Raw genomic sequence first — 24,116 nt, forward strand, 5'->3', positions numbered from 1 at the left:
GGATTGCTGATGTCACAAGGCTAACCGGAGCAACCCCGTCAGCGCGCCTGGGAATCCATTCAGGTCATCAAGCACCTCGCTGGCGCCGGCCGCCCAAAGCTCCTCGCTGGAGCAGGGTCCGGTGGTGACGCCGAGCCCCGGAATCGCGGCGGTACGGGCGGCGACCATGTCGGCCACGTGATCGCCGACGTAGAGCCGCACGTCGTGCTCCGTCAGCGCGGTCGCCTTGCCCTCGGCGAAGAGGTCTCCCGCCACCTCGTCGACCACGAGGCCGAGGTGGTCGAGGTGCAGGCGGGCCAGGCGGCCCAGCTTCGACGTGACGACGACCACTCTGCCGCCGAGCCCTCGCACCGTCTCGACGGCCTCGGCCGCGCCCGGCAGCAGCGTCGAGGGAGCGATCGCGTACGCCGGGTAGAGCGCCCGGTAGGCCTCCACCGCCTCCTCGACCTGCTCGGCGGGAAACCAGTAGCGCAGCTCGTGGCGCAGCGGCGGGCCGAGGCGGTTGACGGCGGCGTCGGCGTCCACGTACACGCCGGTGCGCGCGGAAAGCTCCCGGAACGCGGCGGCAATGCCCGGACGGGAGTCCACCAGCGTCATGTCGAGGTCGAACCCGACAACCACCTGTTGCGCCACGCCCCGATCTTCGCAGGACGCGCGCGGGCCCCGCGCGGCGGCCATCGGGCGCAGGACGACCCGTAACGCTGGCCGCGCCACCACGCAGCCTCAGCTAGCGTGGAACGACGATGGCAACGACTCTCGCCGAGCACCTGCGGGCGATGCCCGACCGCGCCCTGGCCGCGCTGCTCCAGCTACGGCCGGACCTCGTCATGCCCGTGCCCTCCGACCTGTCGGCGCTGGCGGTGCGGGCCCAGTCACGGGTGTCGGTGGCGCGCGCGCTCGACGGGCTCGACCAGCTGACGTTGCAGGTGCTCGACGCGGTGCGCCTCACCCGCGACCCGGCCGAGGGCACCACCTCGGTCGACGCCGTGCTCGCGATGGCCAAGGGCGATGCCGCGGCGGTGCGGGCGGCGCTCGGGAGGCTGCGGGAGCTGCTGCTCGTGCCGGGTCCCGACGACGCGCTGCACGTGGTCGGCGGCGTCGACGAGGTCTCCTCGCCGTACCCCGCCGGTCTCGGCCGCCCCGCCGCGGAGCTGGACGCGACCGCGGCGGCCCTCTGCGCGGACCCGGCCCGGCTCCGGCGGACGCTGCTGGCCGCTCCGCCGCCGGCTCGCGCGGTGCTCGACCGCCTCGCCGCCGGTCCGCCGGTGGGCACGCTGACCGGCGGCACGAGCGCCGCCGACTCGCCGGTCCGGTGGCTGCTCGACAACGGGCTGCTCGTGCGGATCTCCGGAGAGGCGATGGAGCTGCCCCGCGAGATCGGCCTGCTGCTGCGGCGCGACTCCGGCCCGCTGGGGCCGCTGCAGGTGCGGCCGCCGGCCATCGCCAGCGCGGCCCGCGAGCTCAAGAGCGTCGACTCCGCCGGGGCCGGCCAGGCGATGGAGGTGGTACGGCAGGCCGAGTCCCTGCTCGCCGCCCTCGACGCCGAGCCGGTGACCATGCTCCGCTCGGGCGGGATGGGTGTGCGCGACCTGCGCCGCCTCGCCAAGGTGACCGCGCTGGACGAGCCGGTGGCGGCGCTGCTGCTCGAGGTGGCGTACGCGGCGGGGCTGGCCGGCGAGGCCGAGGCGCCCGCGGCGCGGGTCGGCGCCGAGTTGATCTTCCTGCCCACGGCGGCGTACGACACGTGGCGCGCGATCCCGCTCGCCCTGCGCTGGGAGCGGCTGGCCACCGCGTGGCTGGCCATGACCCGGCAGCCCGGCCTTGTCGGGCAGCGTGACGAGCGCGACCGGCCGATCAACGCGCTGGCCACCGAGGCGGAGCGGGCCGGCGCGCCGGCAGCCCGCCGCGCCGTGCTGGAGGTGCTCGCCGAGCTTGAACCAGGCACCGCGCCGAGCGCCGACGAGGTGCTCGCGCTGCTCGCCTGGCGGGCGCCGCGCCGGGCCAAGGGGCGCGAGGCGATCCACCGCGAGGTCCTCACCGACGCGGCACTGCTCGGTGTGACCGGGCTCGGGGCGCTGACCACGTACGGGCGGGTGCTCACCACGCGCGAAGAGGCCGCGGACGACGACCCGCTGGGGGTACGGGCGCACGAGGAGCCCGGCGTCGCCAGCGCCCTCGACGCCCTCCTCCCCGCACCCGTCGACCACGTGCTCGTGCAGGCCGACCTCACCGTGGTCGTGCCCGGACCGCCGGAGCCGGCGCTCGCCGCCGAGCTGGAGCTTGTCGCCGAGCAGGAGTCGGCGGGCGGCGCGAGCGTGCACCGGGTCACCGAGGCCAGCGTCCGCCGCGCCCTCGACGCCGGCTACACGGCCGACGACCTGCACGCGGTCTTCCGCCGCCGCTCCCGCACACCGGTGCCGCAGGGCCTGACGTACATGGTCGACGACGTGGCCCGCAAGCACGGCGGGCTGCGCGCGGGTGGCGCCGGGGCGTACGTGCGCAGCGACGACGAGGCGCTGCTCGTGCAGCTGCTCGCCGACAAGCGGCTGGGTGCGTTGACGCTGCGCCGGCTGGCACCGACCGTGCTGGTCACGCCGTACCAGATCGGGCGCCTGCTCACCGCGCTGCGCGAGGCCGGCTACCCGCCGGTGCACGAGGACGCCAGCGGCGCCGCCGTGCTCAGCCGCACCAAGTCGCGCCGGGCACCCGTGCGCACCTCGGCCGGGCTGCGCACCGACCCGCTCGGGCCGCCACCGCTCACCCCGCCCCGCCTCGCCGGCATCGTCGAGCACCTGCGGCGGGGTGACGCCGCCGCGCGGGCCGCCCGCCGCGCCCCGGTCACCGTCCGCGCCGCAAACGGTCACGGCGTCGAAGGGCTGACCGCGGTACAGGCACACAGCCAGGCACTTGCCGTGCTGCAGCAGGCGGTACGGGACAAGGCGCTGGTCTGGGTCGGCTACGTCGACGCGCACGGCGCGACCGCCTCCCGCCTCGTGCGGCCGGTGTCGATCGGCGGCGGCTACCTGCGCGCGGAGGACGAGCGCACGGAGATGCTGCACACCTTCGCGCTGCACCGGATCACGGCCGCGGTCCTCGACGACTGACGCGCCTTACGCGGGCGTCCCGGCGCCGCCTTAACGGCCATATCGCCGGATACATCCCCCACATATTAGTTCTTGTGAATTGCTCGATGTGATGGAAATGTTCTTCACATCTCGGCATCAAAACGGTCGAGATCATCCATCACGTCACCGACGTGTGCCAAACACCCCCTGGAGGCTCACGTGAGACTCACCCGACCTGCCGCGGTCATCCTCGCCGCGCCGGTACTCCTCGTCGGCACGGTGCTGTGGCCGTCCGCCGCACAGGCGGCACCCGAGCCGCTCTTCGCTGCCGACGCGCCCGCGGCCACCAGCCTCAGCGAGAGCCTCGGCGCCCGCTCGGGCGGCGCGTACATCGACACCGCGAGCGGCCGCATGGTCGTCGCGGTCACCGATGCCGCCGCGGCGAAGCAGGTGCGACAGTCCGGCGCGATCGCCAAGACGGTCAAGTACAGCGCCGCACAGCTCGACTCCGTACAGGCGAACATGTCGAAGACCGTCGACACGCCCGGTACCGCACGCCACACCGACGTGGTCACCAACCAGGTCGTGGTGACCGTCGACAGCACCGTGACCGGCGCCCGCCTCGCCGCGGTGAAGGCCGCTGTGGCCGCCGCCGGCGACGCCGCCCGCCTGGAGAGCACGCCCGACAAGTTCCAGCTGTTCATCGCCGGCGGCCAGGCGATCTACACGGGTGGCTCGCGCTGCTCGCTCGGCTTCAACGTGCGTACGTCGAGCGCGCTCTACTTCGTGACCGCCGGCCACTGCACCAACGCCGGCTCGACGTGGACCAACGGCTCGACCACGCTCGGCACCCGCGCGGCGTCAAGCTTCCCGGGCAACGACTACGGCGTCGTCCGGTATACGAACACGAGCATCGCCCGGCCGAGCGCGGTGTACCTGTACTCCGGCAGCAGCACCCAGTCGATCACGTCGGTCGGCAACGCGGTCACCGGCCAGTCCGTGCGTCGCAGCGGCAGCACCACCGGCGTGCGCAGCGGCTCCGTGACCGGTACCAACGCCACGGTCACCTACCCGCAGGGCACCGTCAGCGGCCTGATCCGCACCAACGTGTGCGCCCAGCCCGGTGACAGCGGCGGCTCGCTCTTCGCCGGCAGCTCCGGCCTCGGCCTGACCTCCGGCGGCAGCGGCAACTGCTCCACCGGCGGCACGACCTTCTTCCAGCCGCTCAACGAGGTGATGTCGGTCTACGGCCTGAGCCTCGGCTGACCTTTCTCCCCCAGTGAAGAAGGCCACCGGTCGGGTGCCTCAGGTGCCCGGCCGGTGGCCGAACACGTACACCCGGGTGCCAACCTTGCCGAGCTCGTAGAAGGCGCGGGCGTCGGACGGCAGCAGGTTGACGCAGCCGTGCGAGCCGATCGACTTCGTGTGGATGTACGTCGTGGTCTCGTGGAAGCCGATGCCCCCGTTGAAGCGCTGCCAGTAGGGCAGCCACACCTCGTACGGGTTGGACCACTCCTTCAGCGCCTTGTTCTGCACCGAGTACGCCCCGGTCGGTGTCGCGAAGCCGGGCATCCCGGTGCGGGTGACCGTCGGCTTCAGCACGACCTTGCCGCCGCGCATCGCGAACACGGTCTGGTGGGTGAGGTCGACGCAGAACGTGGTGCCCGATCCTGTCTTGCACCTGCTCGTGTCGGTCGCGGCCAGGCGCTGCGCGACATCGGCCGTGGTGGGGCCGGCGCGACCGGCGGCCGGGCTGATGCCGTACCGCTGCTGGAACTTCCTGATCGCCTTACAGTCGGCGTCCGACTGCTTGCCGTCGACCGTGACCTCGCCGAACGTGCCCAGCTTGTCCAGCGCGACCTCCACCGCCCGCTGGCTGTCACCCTGCGGGCAGCCCGGCTTGGTGGTTTTCTTCGGCTTCGGCGCCTTTGTCGTGGTCGTCGGCGTCGGGCTCGGCGTGGCCGAGGGCGACGTGGACGGGGTCGGCACGGAAGTGGGGGACGCTGTCGGGTCGGGCGGCGCACTCGCCCCCGTAGCGCCCTGCCCCGCACTCACCGACTGGGGATCTCCCCCAGCCTGGCCAGGTTGCGACTCGAGCGCGCACGCACCGACTCCGAACAGCGCGACGACTGCAACGGCGACCAAGCGCAAGCCTTTGCCTACCACGGCGCCCTCCCCAGAGCAGTTGTCGTCACGTAGACGCACGGCCCTACCAGTCCGGTTGCGTCTGATGAAGAATTTCTTCGCGACACTTTGCCAGCGCCTGGCAAGGCGACCCCGGGCACGCACTCCACGCACCGTGCAACACTGGAGGGTCTGTGTGGAGGAGGGCGATCTTGAGCAGCGGACCGTTGATCGTGCAGTCGGACAAGACCCTGCTGCTGGAGGTCGACCACCCGGACGCGCCGGCCTGCCGGATGGCGATCGCGCCATTCGCCGAGCTGGAGCGCTCGCCGGAGCACGTGCACACGTACCGGCTGACCCCGCTCGGCCTGTGGAACGCGCGGGCCGCCGGGCACGACGCCGAGGGCGTGGTCGATGCGCTGCTGCGCTTCTCCCGCTATCCGGTGCCGCACGCGCTGCTGGTCGACGTGGCCGAGACCATGGACCGGTACGGGCGGCTCCAGCTGGTAAACCATCCGACACACGGGCTGGTGCTGCGCGGGCTCGACCGGGCGGTGCTGGTCGAGGTCGCCAAGTCCAAGAAGCTCGCCGGCATGCTCGGCGCCAAGATCGATGACGACACGCTCGTGGTGCACCCGTCCGAGCGTGGCCGGCTCAAGCAGGCGCTGCTCAAGCTCGGCTGGCCGGCCGAAGACCTCGCCGGGTACGTCGACGGCGAGGCGCACCAGATCGCGCTGGCGGAAGACGGCTGGAAGCTCCGGTCGTACCAGCAGGAGGCGGTCGACGGCTTCTGGGCCGGCGGCTCGGGCGTGGTCGTGCTCCCCTGCGGCGCGGGAAAGACGCTGGTCGGCGCCGCCGCGATGGCACAGGCCTCGGCGACAACGCTGATCCTGGTCACCAACACCGTGGCCGGCCGCCAGTGGAAGCGCGAGCTGCTGGCCCGCACGTCGCTGACCGAGGAGGAGATCGGCGAGTACTCGGGCGAGCGCAAGGAGATCCGCCCGGTCACGATCGCCACGTACCAGGTGCTCACCACCCGCCGCAGCGGCGCGTTCACCCACCTGGACCTCTTCAACGCGCGCGACTGGGGCCTTGTCATCTACGACGAGGTGCACCTGCTGCCCGCGCCGATCTTCCGCTTCACCGCGGACCTGCAGGCCCGCCGCCGGCTCGGCCTCACCGCGACGCTGGTACGCGAGGACGGCCGCGAGGGCGACGTCTTCTCGCTGATCGGCCCGAAGCGGTACGACGCGCCGTGGAAGGACATCGAGGCGCAGGGCTGGATCGCGCCGGCCGACTGCACCGAGGTGCGGGTGACGCTCTCCGACGAGGAGCGGATGGCCTACGCCACGTCCGAGGCCGAGGAGCGGTACCGCTTCGCCGCCACCGCCCGCTCCAAGCTGCCCGTGGTGAAGGCGCTGGTCGAGCGGCACGTGGACGACCAGGTGCTGGTGATCGGGGCGTACATCGACCAGCTGCACCAGCTCGGCGAGGCGCTGAACGCACCGATCATCCAGGGTTCGACCACCAACAAGGAGCGCGAGCGGCTCTTCGACGAGTTCCGGTCGGGACGGCTGCGCACGCTGGTCATCTCCCGGGTCGGCAACTTCTCGATCGACCTGCCCGAGGTGGCGATCGCGGTGCAGGTGTCCGGCACGTTCGGCTCCCGCCAGGAAGAGGCGCAGCGCCTCGGTCGGGTGCTGCGCCCCAAGTCCGACGGGCGGCAGGCGCACTTCTACACGGTGGTCTCCCGGGACACGATCGACACCGAGTACGCGGCGCACCGCCAGCGGTTCCTGGCCGAGCAGGGCTACGCCTACACCATCGTCGACGCCGACGACGTGCTGGCCTGAGGCTGGAGCGGCGCCGCTGCGGCCGCCGGCGGGGTCCGGCGGTTTTCCGGTATGACGAGCGCGAGCAGCACGGCGCCGGCGAGCACCACCGCACCGACGATCTGGCCGGCGCGCATGCCGTCGACGAAGTCCTGCCCGCTGGCGTAGCCGCCGACGGCCGAGAAGACCGCGCCCAGCACCGCGATGCCGAGCACCGTGCCGAGCTGGCGCATCGCGTTGGACGCGCCCGAGGCGACGCCCTCCATGCCGCGCGGCGCGAAGTCCATCACGGCCCTCGCCATCGGCGCGAAGAACAGCCCCATGCCGACACCGGCCAGGATGAACGGCGGCACGAGCTCGCCGTACGGCACGTCGGGTGAGGTGACAACGGCCAGCCAGGCGATCCCGACGGCCTGGAAGGCGAGCGCGAGCGCCAGCACCCGGCGCACGCCGATGCGGTCGGCGAGCGCGCCGGAGAAGGGGGCGACGAGGGCCGGCGCCGCGGTCCACGGCAGCGTGCGCAGGCCGGCCTCCAGCGGCGAGTACCCCTGGACGGTCTGCAGGAACTGCGCGCCGAGGAAGACCGCGCCGAACATGCCGAAGGCCATCACGAAGCCGACCGCGTTCGCCACGCTGAAGCCGCGGCTGCGAAAGAGCGGGAGGGGCAGCATCGGGTACCGGGCGCGGGCCTGCCAGGCGAGGAAGGCGACCACGACCACACCGCCGCCGGCCAGCCCGGCGAGCACGGGGCCGCTCGTCCAGCCGTGGCTGCCGCCGCGGACCAGGCCGAAGACGACGCCGAAGAGGCCGGCGGTGGCGAGCACGACACCGACCAGGTCGAGGCGGCCGGCGCCGCCGCGGCTCTCCCGTACGGCGGCGATGAGCGGGAGCAGGATCAGGCCGATCGGCACGTTGATCCAGAAGATCCACTGCCACGACGCGGAGTCCACGACCGCTCCGCCGATCACCGGGCCGAGCGCGACGCCGAGCCCGCTCATCGCGCCCCAGATGCCGAACGCGGCACCCCGCCGCTGTGGCGGTACCGCGTCGGCCAGCAGCGTGAGGCTGAGCGGCGCGATGATCGCGCCGCCGACGCCCTGTACCGCGCGGGCCGCGATCAGCGTCTCGATGTCCGGCGAGAGGGCGGCGAGCGCCGATGCGGCCGTGAAGATCACCAAGCCGATCGCGAACACCTTGCGCCGGCCGAAGCGGTCGCCGAGCGCGGCGCCGGTGAGCAGGAGCACGGCGAACGTGAGCGTGTACGCGTTGACCGTCCACTCCAGGCCCTCGAGCCCGGTGCCGAGGTCGACGCGGATGACCGGCAGCGCGTTGGTGACGATGAGGTTGTCCATCGCGACCATGAACGTGGCGACACCGGTGACGACGAACGTCCAGAGCAGCTTGCCTAGTGATTGGTCACTAACTTCTTTTCCCACGATTCGATCCCCATTCGATGTGAGGTGGCAGTCGCTCAGACAGAAGGGTCGGAGAGGCCGGTGAGCGCCTCGCCGAGCTGCTCGCGGACCCTGGGCAGGTCCATCGCGGCCATGACGTTGAGCAGCATGCCCGCCGCCATGAACTGCATGACCCGCTGGTCGTCCTCGCCGGACAGGCGCATGACCTGGCGCCACAGCCCGCTGACCCGCTCCCGGGCGAGCTGGCGGATGTCCTCGTCGTCGCAGGCGGCGGCCCACATCTGCAGCTGCATCTGGAGCGTCGCCTTGTCGTCGAGCAGCGACTTGTACGACCGGCCCATCTCCTTGAGCGCTTCCTCGCCGGTCAGCCCCTCCGCGACCTCCTCGAAGAGGGCCTGGACGCGGTCGAAGCAGTCGTTGACCGTGGCGAGGAACATCGCCTTCTTGGTCGGAAAGAGCCGGAACAGGTAAGGCTGGGACACGCCGACCCGGCGGGCGATGGCCTCGGTGGAGGCACCGCTGAACCCGCTCAGGCCGAACTCCTCACGGGCGACGCGGAGAACGGCCACGCGCCGCTCGTCCGCGCTCATCCGCGTGCCGGCACCCATGCGAGTAAGTTAGCAGTCACTTACTTGGTGGGCAACGACGGCCCGGGTGTGAGCAGCGCCTCAAGCAGGTCGCCGTACTCCTCCACCCGCTCCAGCACCTCCTCGGGGTGAACGCCCGCGCGGCGCCCGCCTCCACCTCCTCCCAGGTCAGCGGCGTGGAGACGGTGGGCGTGGCCTGGGCGCGCAGCGAGTACGGCGCGACCGTCGTCTTGGCGGCGCTGTTTTGGCTCCAGTCGATGAAGACCTTGCCCGGCCGCAGCCGCTTGGTCATCTTCGACGTGATCGTCCTCGGGCTGGCCCGCTCCAGCTCCTCGGCGATCCGGTGCGCGTACGCCGAGACCTCCTCGGCCGGCTGGTCACCCGCGATCGGGCAGCTGAGCTGCATGCCCTTCTTGCCTGAGGTCTTCGGCAGGGCGGTCAACCCGTCCTCGGCCAGCCGGTCGCGCATCAGCACCGCCACCGCGCAGCACTCGCGCAGCCCGGCCGGCGCGCCCGGGTCGAGGTCGACCACCATCAGGTCGGGGTGCTCGCCGATCCGCCACTGCGGGGTGTGCAGCTCCAGCGCGGCGAGGTTGGCCAGCCACACCAGCGTCGGCAGGTCGTCGGCGACCACGTAGTCGATCGTCTCGCGGTCCTTTGTCGACCCGGGCACCGGCAGCGTCTCGACACGCACCCAGTCCGGGGTACCGCCGGGCTTGTTCTTCTCGAAGAACGACTGACCATTGACCCCGTTGGGGAAGCGGATCCGGGTCAGTGCCCGGTCGCGCAGGTGCGGGAGCAGCACGGACGCGACCTGCGTGTAGTAGTTGATGATCTCGCCTTTGGTGAAGCCGGCGGCCGGATAGAGCACCTTGTCCAGGTTGGACAGCTCCAGCGACTGGCCGTCGACCTCTACCCGGATCCGCTGCTCCTTAGGCATTGCTCACCACGCTCCGTCGCTCGGCGCTCGTCCGCCGTCGTGGTCCATGCCCGTAGCCTCACGACTCCCGCTCACGCTCACCACGCTCCGTCGCTCGGCGCTCGTCCGCCGTCGTGGTCCATGCCCGTAGCCTCACGACTCCCGCTCATCGTCAACGTCCTCCGGTCGCATATCAGGACGCAGCCGCAGAAACCGCGGGAAGCGCAGTCTCCCGTCCGGCGTGCGCTGGCCGTACTTCACCTCCACCACGATCTCCGGTCTTACCCAGTTCGCGCCACGGGCATCTTCACGCGGAATGTCACTGCCGAACGGCGACTGCGCGTCCCGCCGCGGCTCCAGCACGCTGAGCAGCGCGCGTTCGGCGGCCGCGCCGATACCGCCGCCGACCCGGCCGCGGAACATCAGCCGCCCGTCCGGTCCTGGCACGCCGACCAGCAGCCCACCGATCTTGCGAGCGCCCGGCCGCCACCCGCCGATCACGAACTCGGCGGTGAACTCCGCCTTGACCTTGACCCAGTCGCCGGTGCGGACACCCGGCCGGTAGATCGAGTCGACGCGCTTGGCGACCAGGCCCTCGAGCTGGTTTTCCTTCGCCGCGGCGTAGGTGGCGGGGCCGTCGGAGAAGCTCGGCGGCACCGCCCAGCGCGGCCCGGCCAGCGCCAGCGACTCCAGTGCCGCCCGCCGCTCGGTGTACGGCCAGCCGGTCAGGTCGGCGCCGCGCAGCCGCAGCAGGTCGAAGATCATGTACGTCACCGGGATGCTCGCCGCCAGCCGCGCCGCCCGCGGCTTCTCGCGTACGTGCATCCGCTCGGCGAGCATCGTGAAGCTCGGCCGCCCCGCCTCGTCGAGCAGCACCACCTCGCCGTCGAGCACCGCGTCGTCGAGGGTGGCGCCGAGGCGGGCCAGCTCGGGGTACGCGAGAGTGATCTCCGCACCCGACCGCGCCCACATCCGCGAGGCACCTTGAGTGATTTGGGTGATCGCGCGTACGCCGTCCCATTTGAACTCATACGCCCACCCGGAACCGGCTGGAAGCCGCTCCCCGGTGGTCGCGAGCATGGGTTTCAGCGGCGCACCAGCCACGAAACCCACCATAGATCCACTCTGAAGCCCTCGCGTCCCGTTCTTTGCGGTGCGATCCTGGTGTGACCGGGCTGTTGCAGTGGACGCAGCGGGGGTTCCGGACACGTCAGCTGATAGGGAGCCGGTCAATGCGCGCGATTTGGAAGGGTGCGGTCTCGTTCGGCCTCGTGTCGATCGCCGTCAAGCTTTACTCGGCGACCGAGGAGAAGGATATCCGTTTTCACCAGGTTCATCGGGAAGACGGCGGACGCATCCGGTACAAGCGCACTTGCTCGATCTGCGGTGAGGAAGTCACCTACGACGACATCGCCAAGGGGTACGACATCGGCGGTGGCGAGATGGTCATCCTGACCGACGAAGACTTCGCCGACCTGCCGCTGAGCACCTCGCACGCCATCGACGTGCTGGAGTTCGTGCCGGCCGAGCAGGTCGACCCGATCCTGTACAACAAGGCGTACTTCATGGAGCCAGAGGGCGCGGCCACCAAGCCGTACGTGCTGCTGCGCGACGCCCTCTCCGACGCCGACCGGGTCGCGATCGTCAAGGTGGCGCTGCGGCAGCGCGAGCAGCTCGCCACGCTGCGGGTGCGCGAGGGCGTGCTGCTGCTCAACACGATGCTGTGGCCGGACGAGATCCGGAAGCCGGACTTCAACTTCCTCGACGAGGACATCGAGGTGCGCCCGCCGGAGCTGGCCATGGCCGGCTCACTGATCGACTCGATGGCCGGCGAGTTCGACCCGGAGGACTACACCGACAACTACCGCGAGGCGCTCCAGGAGGTCATCGACGCCAAGGTCGAGGGCCGCGAGGTCGTGCAGCCGGAGGAGGTCGAGGAGGCCCCGGCCGCCGCGGTCGACCTGATGGCCGCGCTGAAGGCGTCGGTGGAGCGGGCCCGGGCGGCACGCGGCGAGGAGGGCGAGCCCACGCCGATCTCGTCGGCGCGGTCGGCCAAGAAGGCGGAGCCGGCGAAGAAGGCCCCCGCCAAGAAGGCCGAGCCGGCCAAGAAGACGGCCGCGAAGAAGGCGGAGCCCGCCAAGAAGGCAGCGGAGAAGAAGGCCCCGGCCAAGAAGGCTCCCGCCAAGAAGGCCACGGCCCGCAAGTCCGCCTGACCGCTACCGCACCTCGGTGACGTCGAGGGCGCCGTCGGCGTAGCTGGAGCGCACCTGCTTCTTGTCGAACTTGCCGACGCTTGTCTTCGGCACCGCCTCGATGAAGGCCCACCGCTCGGGGAGCTGCCACTTGGCGACCCGCTCGCCGAGGAAGTCGCGCAGCTCCTCGGGGGTCGCGGTGGTGCCCTCGCGCAGCACCACCGTGGCCAGCGGGCGCTCGTCCCAGCGCTCGTCGGGCACGCCGACCACGCACGCCTCCAGCACCGCCGGGTGGGCCATCAGGGCGTTTTCCAGCTCGACCGACGAGATCCACTCGCCGCCGGACTTGATGACGTCCTTGGCCCGGTCGGTGAGCGTGATGAAGCCGTCCGCGGAGAGGGTGCCGACATCGCCGGTGCGCAGCCAGCCGTCGCGGAACTTGTCCGGGTCGGGGACCTCCTCCCCGATGTACCGCGAGGTCGTCCATGGCCCGCGGACCTCGAGCTCACCCACGGACTTGCCGTCGGCGGGCATCTGCTCGCCCAGTGGGCCGACGATGCGCGCCGCGACGCCCGCGGGCACGCGGCCCTGGGTGAGCCGGTACGCCCACGCGTCGTCGCCGGTCGTGCCGGCCGGCGCGCGGGACACCGAGCCGAGCGGGGACATCTCGGTCATGCCCCACGCGTGGATGATGTCGATGCCGTAGCGGTCGCGGAAGGCGGCCATCAGCGCCGGCGGGCAGGCCGACCCACCGACGATCACCTCCTTGAGCGAGGAGACGTCGACCTCGTTGTTGTCCAAATAGGACAGCACCTCGGTCCAGATGGTCGGCACCGCGCCGGCCTTCGTGGGACGCTCCGCCTCGATCATCCGGGCAAGCGGCTCGCCCTGGAGGAAGCGGTCCGGCATCACCAGCGAGGCGCCGGACATCAGCGCGGCGTACGGGATACCCCACGACATCGCGTGGAACATCGGCACGATCGCCAGCTCGCGGTCGGACGGCCTGAGCCCGAAGCCCTCGGGCGCGCACACCTGCGTCGAGTGCAGCCAGATGGAACGGTGCGAGTACGCCACGCCCTTCGGGTTGCCGGTCGTGCCGGAGGTGTAGCAGAGGGCGGCGGCGTCACGCTCGTCGAGCGTGGGCCAGTCGAAGCGCTCCGGCTTGTCGCGCAGCAGGTCGTCCCACCGGTGTACCGACACGCGGTCGCCCAGCGGCGCCGCGTCGCCCCCGCCGACAACCACCACGTGCTCCACAGTGGACATCGTGGGCAGCACCCTGGCAAGCAGCGGGATCAGCGTGCTGTCGACGATGACGACGTGGTCTTCGGCGTGGTTCGCGATGTACGTGATCTGGTCGGGAAACAGCCGCAGGTTGAGCGTGTGCAGCACGGCGCCCATGCTGGGCACGCCGAGGTAGGCGACGAGGTGCTCGGCGTTGTTCCACATGAAGGTGGCCACGCGCTGATCGCCGGTCACCCCCAGCTCGTCCCGCAGGGCGTGGGCGAGCTGCGCCGCCTTCGCACCCACCTCGGCGTACGTCATCCGGCGGCTGCCCTCGCCGGTCCACGTGGCCACGTCGGCGGTGCCGTGCACGGTGCTGCCGTGCTCCAGGATCCGCGAGACAAGAAGCGGGGCGTCCATCATCGTGCTGCGCATGGTTCCGAATGTAGTGTCCTGGATCACACCAACGGAAGAGATCGGGGCGGCCTCGCCCTAGGATCGGGTGAGTGGCGAGCATTCCATGGGCGGAGTCGTACCTCGGCCAGTTGCGCGCGATTGCCGGCGACCGCACCCTGCTGTTCGTCGGCGCCCGCGCGATCGTGTTCGACGACGCGGGCCGCGTGCTGCTGATCAGGCGGCGTGACAACGGCATCTGGGCGGTGCCGGCCGGCGCCATGGAGCTGGGCGAGTCGATCGCCGAGTGCGCGGTGCGCGAGGTGTACGAGGAGACCGGCCTGCGCGCGGCCGAGGTGACGCCGTTCGCGTTCTACACCGGCCCGGCGTACACGTTCACGAACATGTACGCGGACACCTACCAGCTCTTCGTGACCGCCTTCCGGGTCGAGCGGTGGGCCGGCCAGCTGGCGCGGGTGACCGACGAGACCATCGACGCGGGCTGGTACCACCCGGACGAGATGCCTCCGACGCTCTCGCGCAGCGTGTTCGAGACGCTGGCCGACCTCGCCGCGTTCGAACGCACGGGACAGATGGTGCTGAAGTAGCGCTAGATCAGCGTTTGCGTACGGGCCTCGGCGTCGGTGGCGGCGTCCTCGGCGGAGGTGGGGTCGGCCCCCGCAGTTCGCGGTCGGGCAGGGCCAGCGTCACCGCGACCGCGAGGATCGCGACGAGGCCGGCGATCAGGAAGACCACGTGCAGCGCGTCCACGAACGCAAGCTGGATCGCCTCGCGCAACGGCTCCGGCAGCGCCCGGATGACGGCCGGCTCGTTGATGGAAAAGTTCGAGGCGCCGCCCGACGCTTCGAGCCGGGCCGCCTGCTCGCGGGTCAGGCGGCTGACCGCGGCGGGCAGGCGTTCGCTGAGCTCGGCGCTGAGCCGCGAGGAGAGCACCGCGCCGAGGATCGCCACGCCGAACGAGCCGCCCAGCGAGCGGAAGAACGTGGCTGCCGAAGTGCCGGCGCCCAGGTCGCGCAGCTCGACAGCGTTCTGGACGGCGAGGACAAGGGACTGCATGCACAGGCCGAGGCCGACGCCGATCACCACCATGTAGAAGAACGCCAGCCACAGCGACGTGTCCACGTGCAACTGGGTGAACAGCAGCATGCCGGCGGTCAGGACGGCCGAGCCGGCGACCGGAAACCACTTGTACCGGCCGATGCGGCTCATCGCCCGCCCGGAGAGCACCGAGGTCACGATCACGCCGGCCATCATCGGCAGCATCAGCAGGCCGCTGCGGGTCGGTGTGGCGCCCTTGACGATCTGCAGGTACAGCGGGATGAAGATGATCGACCCGAACATGACCAGCCCGAGGATGAAGCCGGCCGCGTTGGCGAGGGCGAACGTCCGGCGGCGGAAGAGCCTGAGCGGGAGGATCGGCTCGCTGGTGCGGGCCTCCTGGAGCAGGAAGAGGACCGCCAGCACGCCGCCCGCGACGAAGAGCCCGATGATCGTGGGCGAGCCCCACGGGTACTGGTTGCCGCCCCAGCTCAGCGCGAGCAGCAGGCAGCTCACGCCGGCCACCATGAGCGCGGCGCCGAGCCAGTCGACCGAGTGGGGGCGGCGCTGAAACGGGATCAACCGCATCACGTGGTAGCAGACGACGATGGCGAGCACCCCGAGTGGCACGTTGATGTAGAAGATCCACCGCCAGTCGTGCTCGGCGAAGTAGCCGCCGACCAGCGGGCCGGCGACCGAGGCGACACCGAAGACCGCACCGAAGAGGCCCTGGTAGCGGCCACGCTCGCGGGGTGAGACCACGTCCGAGATGATCGTGAACGCGAGCGTCATCAGGCCGCCCGCGCCCAGGCCCTGTATGCCGCGCGTGATGATCAGCTGGGTCATGTTCTGCGACAGGCCGGCGAGCAGCGAGCCGACGAGGAACGTGCCGATGGAGAACAGGAAGACCGGACGCCGCCCGTACAGGTCGGAGATCTTGCCGTAGAGCGGGGTGGAGGCGGTGGACGCCAGCAGGTACGCGGTGACGACCCACGAGTAGTGGTCGATGCCACCCAGCTCGCCGACGATCGTGGGAAGTGCGGTACCCACGATGGTCTGGTCCAGCGCGGCCAGCAGCATGCCGGTCATCAGACCGCTCATGAGCAACAGGATCTGCTGGTGACTGAGGCGTGGCCTGCTCGCGTCGGCGGTGGTCATGGTCCCAGTTTCGGCGCCTGAGGTGGTGTTAGGACCTGATTTGTCCCTAAAGACGGGCCCTCCGCGCGGGCACCCGAGGCCCGCGCGGAGGTCGCTCTGTTAGTGCTTGCCCTCGGCGATCTCCTCGACCATCTTGTCGCAGAAGGCCGGAAGGTCATCCGGCTTGCGGCTGGTCACCAGGCCGTTGTCGACGTGCACCTGCTCGTCGACCCAGGTGGCACCGGCGTTGCGCAGGTCGGTGCGGAGGCTCGGCCAGGACGTGACGGTGCGCCCGTCGAGCACGCCAGCCTCAATCAGCGTCCAGGGGGCATGGCAGATCGCGGCGACCGGCTTGTGCGCGTCGAAGAACGACTTCACGAACCGGACCGCGTCCGGATGGGTCCGCAGCTCGTCGGGGTTGGCCACGCCGCCGGGCAGCACCAGCGCGTCGTAGTCGTCCGGGCTCGCGTCCGCCACGGTGCGGTCGACCGGGTACGTCCCGGACTTGTCCAGGTGACGGAACGACTGGATCTGACCCGGCTTGATCGAGATCAGCTCGGGCTGGCCGCCCGCCTGCTCGACCGCCTCGCGCGGTTTGGTGTACTCAATCTCCTCCACGCCATCGGTGGCGAGGAAGGCAACCCGCTTGCCCTGCAGTGTCGTAGGCATATTTCTTTCGACCTCCTTCTCCCTTAGCTCCTTCCCAGCCCCGAAGCGGGCAAACTTGTAATACTAAGATCAACTGAATACTCTATCCACATGAGTACGATGCGCGAGCCGACCTACTTCACCCTCGCCGCGTTGATGGACGGACCTCTGCACGGATACGCCGTCATCAAGCGCGCGGAGGAGCTCTCCGGCGGCCGGGTGCGGATGGCCGCCGGCACGCTGTACGCGGCGCTCGACCGGCTGACCGCGGAGGGCCTCGTGCGGGTCGTCGACGAGCAGGTGGTCAACGGCCGGGCCCGGCGTTACTACGAGCTGACCGCCGAGGGCGCGACGGCGCTGGAGGCCGAGGCGGAGCGCATGACGCAGGCGGCGCGCGTGGTCACGTCCCGCCGGCCCACGGTGGGCCTCGGGAAGGTGCGGCCGGCATGAGCCCCGCCCTGGAGGCCCTGTATCGGTTGCTGCTGCGCGCGTATCCGGCGGCCTACCGCCGCGGGCGCGGCGAGGAGATGATCGGCACGTTGATGGAGGCGGCCAGGCCAGGCCAGCGCCATCCGTCGCTTCGCGAGGCCGGCTCGCTGGTGCTGCGCGGCCTGCAGACGCGGGCCGGCGTGCACAGCCCGCACCAGCGCCGCCAGACGCTCGCCGGCGCCACCCGCCTCGCCGTCCTGCTGCTGCTCGCGTCCACCGCCGCGGTGAGCCTCGCCGAGTTCGGCCCCATCATGGGCAGTCCAGCGACACCCTTCACCGCCCTCCGTCCACTGGAGACGCTCTTCGCCGCCGCGGGCCTCGTCGCGGTCGCGGCCGGTCGCCACGTGCTGGGCTGATCGGGACCGCCGCCACGTTCGCCGTGGGCCTGCTGCTGCACGGATACCACTTCAACAACGACGGCTTCATCGGAGGATTTGAGTACCTCGCTCAGCCGTGGACGATCGACTGGGGACCGATGTTCGCGGTCATCACGGTCAGCTGGACGTTCTGGCCGGCGCCGATCGCGGCCGTGCTGATCCTGCCCCTGACCCGGTGGCGCCCGCGCGGTGGCACCGCGCCGTACGCGTGGCTGCTGGCCGTGCCGGTCGCCGTGGTGGCGCTGCCCACGGCCTTCGACGTGACCACTGGCATCCAGCCGGGCGGCACCGTCGCGACCGCGGCCGCCCTCCTGCTGTGGGCAGCCGTCGACCCCCGGGTCACGCTGGCCGGTGGCGTGCTGCTCCTGCCGTTGGTGATCGGGCCACTGGCGAAGTACTTGACTCCGGACTGGTCGCCGGTCGAAGTGCACAGCGACGGCTGGTTTCTGACCTACGCGGCCGCCATCGTGGTGCTGGCCGCCACCGGCGCGGTGCGGCTGCGCCAGCAGGCGCGGATCTGACCCGGCCCGGGCGGCTCAGCGGATCCGGTCGGCGGCCGGCGCGGGACGGGGTCGGCGCGCCTCGGACGGGCGTGGCCGGCGGGCGTCGGCGGGGAAGATGACGTCGGTCGGCAGGTCGTCGACGGGCTCGGCGCCGATCCGGAAGTCGCGCACCATCGAGGCACCCAGCCACGCGCCGTAGCCGCCGATCGCGAGGGCGAGCAGCTCGACGAGGAAGATGCCGCCGGTCGGGGCGGCGGCCTGGTCTTCGACCCGCACCATGCAGACGATCGCGAACAGGGCGACCATCCCGAGGTTGACCAGCTCGTACGCCACGACGCGCCGCTTGCCCGCACCGGCTGGCACGTCCCAGAGGTCGATCATGCCGGCCCCGACGGCCAGGATGGCGGCGAAGAGCCCGGCCACCAGCGTCCAGTAGCCGACCTGGCCGAGGAAGTCGAGCCCGACCAGCGCACCAAAGTCGAAGAGGATCGCGCACACGATCAGCCCGAGGGGCAGGGTCATCATGAGCGGGTGGACCGGATGACCGGAAATGTTGAGCCGTGTCTGCATGATGGCCGCACTTTCGACTGCGTAGGCGCTGTCAAAGACGTCGATGCGGTACCCGGATGGCTGTCCACCAAACATACGCGCCGACCAGCCATAGGGTTGCACCTCAACCAGGCACAGTCCCCCTCACTGCGCGAAGTCGGACAACTGACAGTTATGACGTGAGTGCCATGCGTGCGCTCCGGTGAACCATCCCCGACCGCTGACGAGCGGGGCGGCGCAGACGACCGCCGGTGGAAGCCCCGTGGCGGCCGGGTCGCGCCGTCAGCGGAGAACGATCGGGTCCTCGGCCAAGCGGGCCTTCAGCGGTTCCTTCGGCTCGACCCACGACGTGCCGCGCGCGCCGTCCGGGTTGGCCTGCCAGTCGTGGCCGACGTGGTCGACCGCCACCGGGTAGATGGTCAGCGTGCCGTCGGCGGCGATGTGCATGCGCAGGAAGCTCTTGGCGTCTTCGATGCCCTGCCCCGCGAACAGCTCGTTGAGGTTGACCCCGAAGGCGCCCGCCACCAGCAGGTACGTCGCCACCAGCAGGCTGGCCACGTAGCCGATGATCGGGCCGTAGAGCACCGCGGCGGCGACCGGGGGCAGCGGCCACGGCCAGTCGACGAACGGGAGGCGCAGCCACAGCCAGGTGCCGAGCATCGCCAGCGCCACCTGAGCGAAGCCGTGGGTGAGGCCGAGCAGCCAGTGCCGCGCGTGGCGCTTGCCGCTCGCGCTCGGTGGCTTGGCGAAGAGCACGGCGCCGCCGATGGTGACCAGCAGCATGATGGCCAGCGGGATGCTGAAGATGCGCGTCTCGCTCGCGCCGTTGCGGTGCACGACGCCGACCATCGGCAGCATCAGCAGCGTGTGCAGCAGGCCGACCATGACCGCGAAGCCCGGGTTGCGCAGCGGCAGCCTGCCGAAGATGCCCCACCCGAAGCGGCGGGAGCGCTCCGGCTCGGGGTAGGTGCCTCCCAGGTCGTACGGCAGGCTGCGGCTGGCCCGCCGGGCGAGCGTGTCGGGCGGGGGCACCGAGATGCGCTGGGGCAGCTTGTGGGTCGGGTAGAGGTACGCACCGCCGCCGCCGCAGGTGACCAGCTGCCGCTCGGGGTTGGCGTAGCGGGCGTAGTGATGCAGGTCACCCGCGATGATCAGGGGGACGCGGGCGCCCGTGGGGGCGATCACGGTGCGGATGAAGTAGTCGACCGCGTCGTACGCCTCGGGGTTTTCCACCGCCTTCACCCAGGTCGGCGCCGGCACCACCAGCACCACCCGGTCGTCGGGGCCGAGATGGCGGGCGGCCTCTTCGAAGTAGATCAGCTGCGGGTCGTCGAGGTACGCCCCGAACTGCTCATCTATCCCGAAAAGCCACCAACCCGCCGGAAGCTCGGTGGCGAAGTACGACCTGTTTTGCTCGGTGCGCCACCCGCCGATCTCGCCGTCCTTGCGCCGCGCGAAGAGCCGCAGGAAGGCGGTCAGCCCGTCGTACCAGTCGTGGTTGCCGGCAATCGCGAACAGCGTGGGGCGCGGGCCCGTGGCCGGCGCGCCGGGCAGCGCGGCCTGGTAGGGGCCCTTGCACCGGTCTTCGTAGGCCGAGCCGCTCGCGGTGGGATAGACCTGGTCGCCACCCATGACCAGGACCTGGCCGCGGGGCAGTCGCCGCCCGTCGAGGTCGAGCTCCGGCTGGGCCAGCAGGTACGCCACCGAATAGGTCGCATCGAAGCCGTCGCCCAGGTCGGCCACGTAGTCGATCCACAGCTCGCCGTCGACGCCCGGCTGGCGGTAGATCCTGCCGGGCAGGGCGTTTTGCAGCTCGCGCTTGTCGAGGTATGCCCCGAAGAGGATCGCCAGCAGCGTGCGGAGGCCCGTGCTCAGCAGCAGCAGCGGCGCCAGCCAGGGCACCGGCTTGCGCGGCGTGAAACCGAGCTCAAGTGGGTCGAGGGTGCGCGGGCGCGGCGGCGCGGTCTGCTGAGCTTCGCTCACCGTGGGCAGCCTAGTGGCTACCCGTGTCGATGCGCTGCCCCGGGTAGCCGTTTGGGGTAACCCCTGCGACCCGGCGGCCGGAGTGCCGTACACTTGACCACCGTTGCCGCCTTAGCTCAGTCGGCAGAGCGATTCACTCGTAATGAATAGGTCAACGGTTCGATTCCGTTAGGCGGCTCTGCAAAGCCCGGGTCTCACGACCCGGGCTCTTCTTTAGCTCCCGTACGCCTCGTCGTGGGCCTTGCGGGGGCCGCAGACCGACGCGCGGCTGCACATGCACCGCGAGCCGTCCGCGTCCATGCGGACGACGACCGAGTCGCGCGGCACGCTGTGCGCCACCACGCGGCCGTCACCCTCCGGTGTGGATACCCGGCTGCCGACGGCGGGCGCGGACGCCTGAAACTTCTGGTAGAGCGGGTGCTCGTACTTCAGGCAGCACATCAGCCGGCCGCACGCGCCCGAGATGCGCAGCGGGTTGAGCGGCAGGTCCTGGTCCTTGGCCATGCGGATGGTGACCGGCTCGAAGTCGGTCAGAAACGTGGCGCAGCACAGGTCGCGGCCGCACGAGCCGATGCCACCCTGCACGCGCGCGGAGTCGCGGGCCGAGAGCTGGCGCAGCTCGACCCGGCAGCGCAGCGTGGCGCCCAGGTCGCGCACCAGCGAGCGGAAGTCGACGCGGTGCGGGGCGGTGAAGTAGATGGTCGTGCGCGCGCCGTTGGCACCGCCGCCCGCCTCCTGCACGTGGTCGACGGCCACCACCTTCATCGGCAGGTCGTGCTCGCGGATCAGCCGCTTGGCGGCCACCTTCGCCTCGGCCTTGCGCTTGCGCTGGGTCTCGTCGCGCCGCAGGTCGCGGTCGGTCGCCATGCCCGCCAGCTTGGGAAAGCCGTCGGTCTCCTCGCTCACCCACTGCGGCGCCCACACGCACTCGGCGACCTCGGTGCCGTCGTCGGTGGGCACCAGCACCCGGTCGCCGACCTGGGGGCGGTGCTCGCCGGGGTCGAGGTAGTAGAGCCGGCCGTACCGGTTGAAGCTCACCGCACAGAGCATCCCCATGCGCCCCACCCTACGGCGCTGTACGGCTTCCGCTGAAGGGTAACCATTCGGGCCATCCGGCTTGTCCGTACGAACGGGACCTATCGCCGCGCCGCAACCGGGCTCGGAAAGGCGTCGTTGGGTTCCCGCGTACGCCCCGACGTTCCGGAGGTCACCCCATGACGCTGTCCAGGATCGCCGCCATCGCCGTCGCTGGCACGCTCACCGTCGGGCCGGCACCCGCCGTCGCGGCACCGGCCTGCCAGAGCCCCACGGGGTACGCCGCCGGCGCGGGCGCCGAGGCGATGGCGCTCAGCACGCTTGACCTGCGTCCGCTGGGCCTGCCTGTCGGCCCGATCACCGACGTGCGGTTCGGCTCGACCCGCTCGGCGTTCGACCCGGAGGCGGGACCGGTCAAGGCCGCTTCGGCGGCGCGATCCCTCGACGCGAAGCTGTTCGGCGTCGACCTGCCCGACGGCCCGCTCACCCGGACCGCGTACCAGCAGGCGCCGCCACGCAACGCGAAGCCGGTGACGGTGCACGCGGACAGCCGCGACCTCGGCGTCGTGTCGAGTGGGGCGGGAGAACTGTCGGCGTACGCCACGTGGCACGCCGGCCTTGCCTGCGGCACCAAGCCCGCCGAGGGGACGCGCAGCAGCGCCACCGTCGCGGGCGCGGACGTGCTGGCCGGGCCGGGTGGTGTCGCGCTGGTGCGGATACCGGCCGCACTGCGCGCCCGCACGGCCACCGGGCTGCACGCGGGGGGCAGCCCGGTGGCCACCGCCTCGGGCGGGCTCAACGAGGCGCGGATCCTCGCCGGCACCCCGGCCCAGGTGACGGTGAAGGTGATCCAGCCGGCCGCGCTCACGGTCGGGCGGGATGTGGACTACCGGGCGCCGATCGTGGAGGTCTCCGGCCCGGGCATCGGCACCCGCCGGCTCGACGCGCCGAGTCAGGTGCTGGAGGTGCCGCTCGACGGGCTGGGCGGCGCGGTCGAGGCGCTCAAACCCGAGCGGCTGAGCGGCGTCACCGGCCGCGGCGAGAAGGGCCCGCTCAGCCTGCCCGGCCTGCCCGCGCTGCCGGGCCTGCCGACCGGGGGCGGCCTGCCCAGCGCCGGTCCGGAGGGCTCGGTCCTGCGGGTGACCGTGGGCACGCTCAAGAAGGACGTCAACGACGAGTGGGCCCGCGCCGAGGCCACCACCCTCCGCCTGCAGGTGGCCACCAGGCCGGCGGACGACGATGTCGCGGCCGTCCTGGACATGCACCTCGGCCGGCTCGACGCGCTCGTGCTGGCACCCCGCCCCGCACCTGCCGCTCCGCCGGCCGGCGGCGGTGGTGGACTCCCCGTGACCGGCGCAAACGTCGGTTGGACCGCAGTCGTGGGTGCACTATTGATCATGGCTGGCTCGGTGGCCATGATGGCCACTCGGCGGCGCCGGGTCACGGTTCGTCCCAATCGCGGTCGCACTTACGGATGATTCCTGGGTGCCAGCCACGACAAACGCCGGACAGCGGCGTTGAGTGGGATGTCCACAGACCTGCGGGGGGTGCAGGAAAGGGGCCACGGCGTCGCCGCCGGAGCAGTGGGAGAGCACCAACTGCTCCAGAGCGCGACGCCGTTGCCATTGGCGGCGATGAATGGCCGATCAGGCTCGTGTCGTGGGCCCGAATGCCACCGGACCGGTGTCCGGCGGCCGGTATGGCAGCTCCGCCAGGTCGGGCCCCCACCGGTGCAGCAGCGCCTCGGCCCGCTCGCACGCCTCGTCGACCGCACCCAGCACCCGCGCGCCGATGTCAGCCGCGGCGACCGCGGTGGGCACGCCGAGCGGCTCCACCGTGACAGTGACCGCCTCGCGTGAGCCGAGCACCGCGGCCAGCTCACGGGCCAGGCCGGCGCGGCTCTCCTCGATCCACTCAGCCACCGCGGTCGAATAGCCCTCGATCGCGGCGAGCTTGGCGGACATGTCGGTCAGGTGGGTGGACAGGGCGGCCCGGTGCGCGGCGAAGACCTCCGCACCGGCCCCCTCCCAGGAGCCGCTGTCCGCGATCGCCTCGCCCCGCTCCTCGTACAAAAGCATGAGGCCGCGCAACGACGGCCCGGCGGCGGCCAGCGGCGCGGGTCGGAGCCCGGCGATGGTGCTGGCTGCTGCGCCCGGAAGGGCGCCCAGGCGGCGCAGGAGTGGCCAGATGGGGTGACCACCGGGGGCGCCGCTGGTGGCGAGCGCGCTGTCGACCCGGTCGAGCAGCGCGGTGGCCGAGCCGGCCAACTGGTCCAGCGCGTCCATCACACCTCCCCGGCCCGGGTGCGGGCGGTCTCGTCCACATCGGAGTAGTCGGCGGCGATGGCGCGCAGGGCGCTGGCGGCATCTGCCAGCCGGGTGCTCGCGACGGCCGCCTCGCGCCCGCGCGCGCCGAACGCGTCGAGCCACTGGCGGTGCAGCGCGCGCCCCACCTCGCCGAGGCGTCCCGGCCCGCCCGCGCCGAAGGACGAGGCGGGCGGCTCGAGGTGGGCCAGGCGTCGGCCGGCGGCGGTGAGCGCGGTGGCCGCCTCGTCGAAGCCGGCCGCGAGCTCGCGCAGGCTGTCCACG

General features: G+C 71.5%; 22 protein-coding genes, 1 tRNA gene and 1 pseudogene. 10 read left to right on the plus strand and 14 right to left on the minus strand.

Going from position 1 to position 24,116, the window contains the following annotated elements; translation table 11 throughout:
- Positions 1 to 12: 12 nt before the first annotated feature.
- On the minus strand, positions 13 to 597 hold the full coding sequence (locus Phou_RS16060) for an HAD family hydrolase (protein ID WP_246273790.1): 585 nt from the start codon (positions 595 to 597) through the stop codon (positions 13 to 15).
- Positions 598 to 743: 146 nt separating this feature from the next.
- Here Phou_RS16060 and Phou_RS16065 point away from each other — a divergent pair, with 146 nt between their 5' ends.
- Both Phou_RS16065 and Phou_RS16070 read left to right on the plus strand, forming a co-directional pair.
- Complete coding sequence (locus Phou_RS16065; RefSeq protein ID WP_173056774.1) at positions 744 to 3,104, plus strand: helicase-associated domain-containing protein; 2,361 nt, start codon at positions 744 to 746, stop codon at positions 3,102 to 3,104.
- 180 nt (positions 3,105 to 3,284) lie between these two features.
- Positions 3,285 to 4,331: a S1 family peptidase gene (locus Phou_RS16070; RefSeq protein WP_218579034.1), complete on the plus strand. Its 1,047-nt coding sequence runs from the start codon at positions 3,285 to 3,287 to the stop codon at positions 4,329 to 4,331.
- 39 nt (positions 4,332 to 4,370) lie between these two features.
- On the opposite strand, the gene Phou_RS16075 is transcribed toward Phou_RS16070, so the two are convergent.
- A complete protein-coding gene (locus tag Phou_RS16075) occupies positions 4,371 to 5,054 on the minus strand; it encodes a L,D-transpeptidase family protein (RefSeq protein ID WP_308784455.1) in 684 nt (227 codons plus the stop codon).
- Between the two features lie 347 nt (positions 5,055 to 5,401).
- Between Phou_RS16075 and Phou_RS16080 the strand changes: the two genes are divergently transcribed.
- On the plus strand, positions 5,402 to 7,042 hold the full coding sequence (locus Phou_RS16080; RefSeq protein ID WP_173056776.1) for a DNA repair helicase XPB: 1,641 nt from the start codon (positions 5,402 to 5,404) through the stop codon (positions 7,040 to 7,042).
- Here the strand turns inward: Phou_RS16080 and Phou_RS16085 are convergent.
- The 4 genes and pseudogenes from Phou_RS16085 to ligD (Phou_RS16100) all read right to left on the minus strand — a co-directional run bounded on the left by Phou_RS16085 (position 7,006) and on the right by ligD (Phou_RS16100) (position 11,046).
- A complete protein-coding gene (locus Phou_RS16085) occupies positions 7,006 to 8,457 on the minus strand; it encodes an MFS transporter (protein WP_218579035.1) in 1,452 nt (483 codons plus the stop codon). The two genes, Phou_RS16080 and Phou_RS16085, sit on opposite strands and share 37 nt — an antisense overlap.
- A gap of 35 nt (positions 8,458 to 8,492) precedes the next feature.
- Positions 8,493 to 9,044, minus strand: a complete 552-nt coding sequence (locus Phou_RS16090) for a TetR/AcrR family transcriptional regulator (RefSeq protein WP_173056777.1) — start codon at positions 9,042 to 9,044, stop codon at positions 8,493 to 8,495.
- Positions 9,045 to 9,064: 20 nt separating this feature from the next.
- Positions 9,065 to 9,963 (minus strand): annotated as a pseudogene (gene ligD / locus Phou_RS16095) (non-homologous end-joining DNA ligase).
- Positions 9,964 to 10,095: 132 nt separating this feature from the next.
- Positions 10,096 to 11,046 (minus strand): non-homologous end-joining DNA ligase, encoded by a 951-nt coding sequence (ligD, locus tag Phou_RS16100; RefSeq protein WP_173056778.1) that lies wholly within the window; start codon positions 11,044 to 11,046, stop codon positions 10,096 to 10,098.
- 128 nt (positions 11,047 to 11,174) lie between these two features.
- Here ligD (Phou_RS16100) and ku point away from each other — a divergent pair, with 128 nt between their 5' ends.
- Positions 11,175 to 12,155: a non-homologous end joining protein Ku gene (gene ku, locus Phou_RS16105; RefSeq protein WP_173056779.1), complete on the plus strand. Its 981-nt coding sequence runs from the start codon at positions 11,175 to 11,177 to the stop codon at positions 12,153 to 12,155.
- Positions 12,156 to 12,158: 3 nt separating this feature from the next.
- Here ku and Phou_RS16110 read toward each other — a convergent pair whose 3' ends face one another.
- A complete protein-coding gene (locus Phou_RS16110) occupies positions 12,159 to 13,790 on the minus strand; it encodes a fatty acid--CoA ligase (RefSeq protein WP_173056780.1) in 1,632 nt (543 codons plus the stop codon).
- 71 nt (positions 13,791 to 13,861) lie between these two features.
- On the opposite strand from Phou_RS16110, the gene Phou_RS16115 reads away from it, so the two are divergent.
- Positions 13,862 to 14,356 carry an NUDIX domain-containing protein gene (locus Phou_RS16115; RefSeq protein ID WP_246273582.1) on the plus strand — a complete coding sequence of 165 codons (495 nt, stop codon included), beginning with the start codon at positions 13,862 to 13,864 and terminating at the stop codon, positions 14,354 to 14,356.
- 7 nt (positions 14,357 to 14,363) lie between these two features.
- On the opposite strand, the gene Phou_RS16120 is transcribed toward Phou_RS16115, so the two are convergent.
- Positions 14,364 to 15,965, minus strand: coding sequence for an MDR family MFS transporter (locus Phou_RS16120; protein ID WP_173056781.1), 1,602 nt, complete (start codon positions 15,963 to 15,965; stop codon positions 14,364 to 14,366).
- A gap of 99 nt (positions 15,966 to 16,064) precedes the next feature.
- Positions 16,065 to 16,613, minus strand: coding sequence for a type 1 glutamine amidotransferase domain-containing protein (locus tag Phou_RS16125; protein ID WP_173056782.1), 549 nt, complete (start codon positions 16,611 to 16,613; stop codon positions 16,065 to 16,067).
- A 99-nt stretch (positions 16,614 to 16,712) separates the two neighbouring features.
- Between Phou_RS16125 and Phou_RS16130 the strand changes: the two genes are divergently transcribed.
- Genes Phou_RS16130 through Phou_RS16140 form a run of 3 tightly spaced genes read left to right on the plus strand, consistent with a single transcriptional unit; the run spans position 16,713 to position 17,979 of the window.
- Positions 16,713 to 17,042, plus strand: a complete 330-nt coding sequence (locus Phou_RS16130; RefSeq protein ID WP_173058437.1) for a PadR family transcriptional regulator — start codon at positions 16,713 to 16,715, stop codon at positions 17,040 to 17,042.
- Positions 17,039 to 17,437, plus strand: a complete 399-nt coding sequence (locus tag Phou_RS16135) for a hypothetical protein (protein WP_173056783.1) — start codon at positions 17,039 to 17,041, stop codon at positions 17,435 to 17,437. The genes Phou_RS16130 and Phou_RS16135 overlap by 4 nt, the downstream gene beginning before the upstream one ends.
- A gap of 23 nt (positions 17,438 to 17,460) precedes the next feature.
- Complete coding sequence (locus tag Phou_RS16140; protein WP_173056784.1) at positions 17,461 to 17,979, plus strand: hypothetical protein; 519 nt, start codon at positions 17,461 to 17,463, stop codon at positions 17,977 to 17,979.
- Positions 17,980 to 17,994: 15 nt separating this feature from the next.
- On the opposite strand, the gene Phou_RS16145 is transcribed toward Phou_RS16140, so the two are convergent.
- Together Phou_RS16145 and Phou_RS16150 are read right to left on the minus strand one after the other, a co-directional pair.
- The gene (locus tag Phou_RS16145) at positions 17,995 to 18,531 is read right to left on the minus strand and encodes a DUF2231 domain-containing protein (RefSeq protein ID WP_173056785.1); all 537 of its coding nucleotides are present in this window, start codon (positions 18,529 to 18,531) and stop codon (positions 17,995 to 17,997) included.
- Between the two features lie 261 nt (positions 18,532 to 18,792).
- Positions 18,793 to 20,586 (minus strand): metallophosphoesterase, encoded by a 1,794-nt coding sequence (locus tag Phou_RS16150; protein ID WP_371872128.1) that lies wholly within the window; start codon positions 20,584 to 20,586, stop codon positions 18,793 to 18,795.
- Between the two features lie 12 nt (positions 20,587 to 20,598).
- On the opposite strand from Phou_RS16150, the gene Phou_RS16155 reads away from it, so the two are divergent.
- Positions 20,599 to 20,671: transfer RNA gene (locus Phou_RS16155), tRNA-Thr, on the plus strand.
- A 35-nt stretch (positions 20,672 to 20,706) separates the two neighbouring features.
- On the opposite strand, the gene Phou_RS16160 is transcribed toward Phou_RS16155, so the two are convergent.
- On the minus strand, positions 20,707 to 21,549 hold the full coding sequence (locus tag Phou_RS16160) for a PSP1 domain-containing protein (protein WP_173056786.1): 843 nt from the start codon (positions 21,547 to 21,549) through the stop codon (positions 20,707 to 20,709).
- Positions 21,550 to 21,707: 158 nt separating this feature from the next.
- Between Phou_RS16160 and Phou_RS16165 the strand changes: the two genes are divergently transcribed.
- Complete coding sequence (locus tag Phou_RS16165; protein WP_173056787.1) at positions 21,708 to 23,006, plus strand: LPXTG cell wall anchor domain-containing protein; 1,299 nt, start codon at positions 21,708 to 21,710, stop codon at positions 23,004 to 23,006.
- A 168-nt stretch (positions 23,007 to 23,174) separates the two neighbouring features.
- Here the strand turns inward: Phou_RS16165 and Phou_RS16170 are convergent, their stop codons facing one another.
- Both Phou_RS16170 and Phou_RS16175 read right to left on the minus strand, forming a co-directional pair.
- Positions 23,175 to 23,813, minus strand: coding sequence for a hypothetical protein (locus tag Phou_RS16170; RefSeq protein WP_173056788.1), 639 nt, complete (start codon positions 23,811 to 23,813; stop codon positions 23,175 to 23,177).
- Entirely contained in the window at positions 23,813 to 24,115 is a 303-nt protein-coding gene (locus Phou_RS16175) for a hypothetical protein (RefSeq protein ID WP_173056789.1), read from the minus strand. Before Phou_RS16175 ends, Phou_RS16170 begins: the two co-directional genes overlap by 1 nt.
- Between the last annotated feature and the right edge of the window lies 1 nt (position 24,116).

Origin of the sequence: Phytohabitans houttuyneae (assembly GCF_011764425.1) — a bacterium.
GTDB classification, from domain to species: Bacteria; Actinomycetota; Actinomycetes; order Mycobacteriales; family Micromonosporaceae; genus Phytohabitans; species Phytohabitans houttuyneae.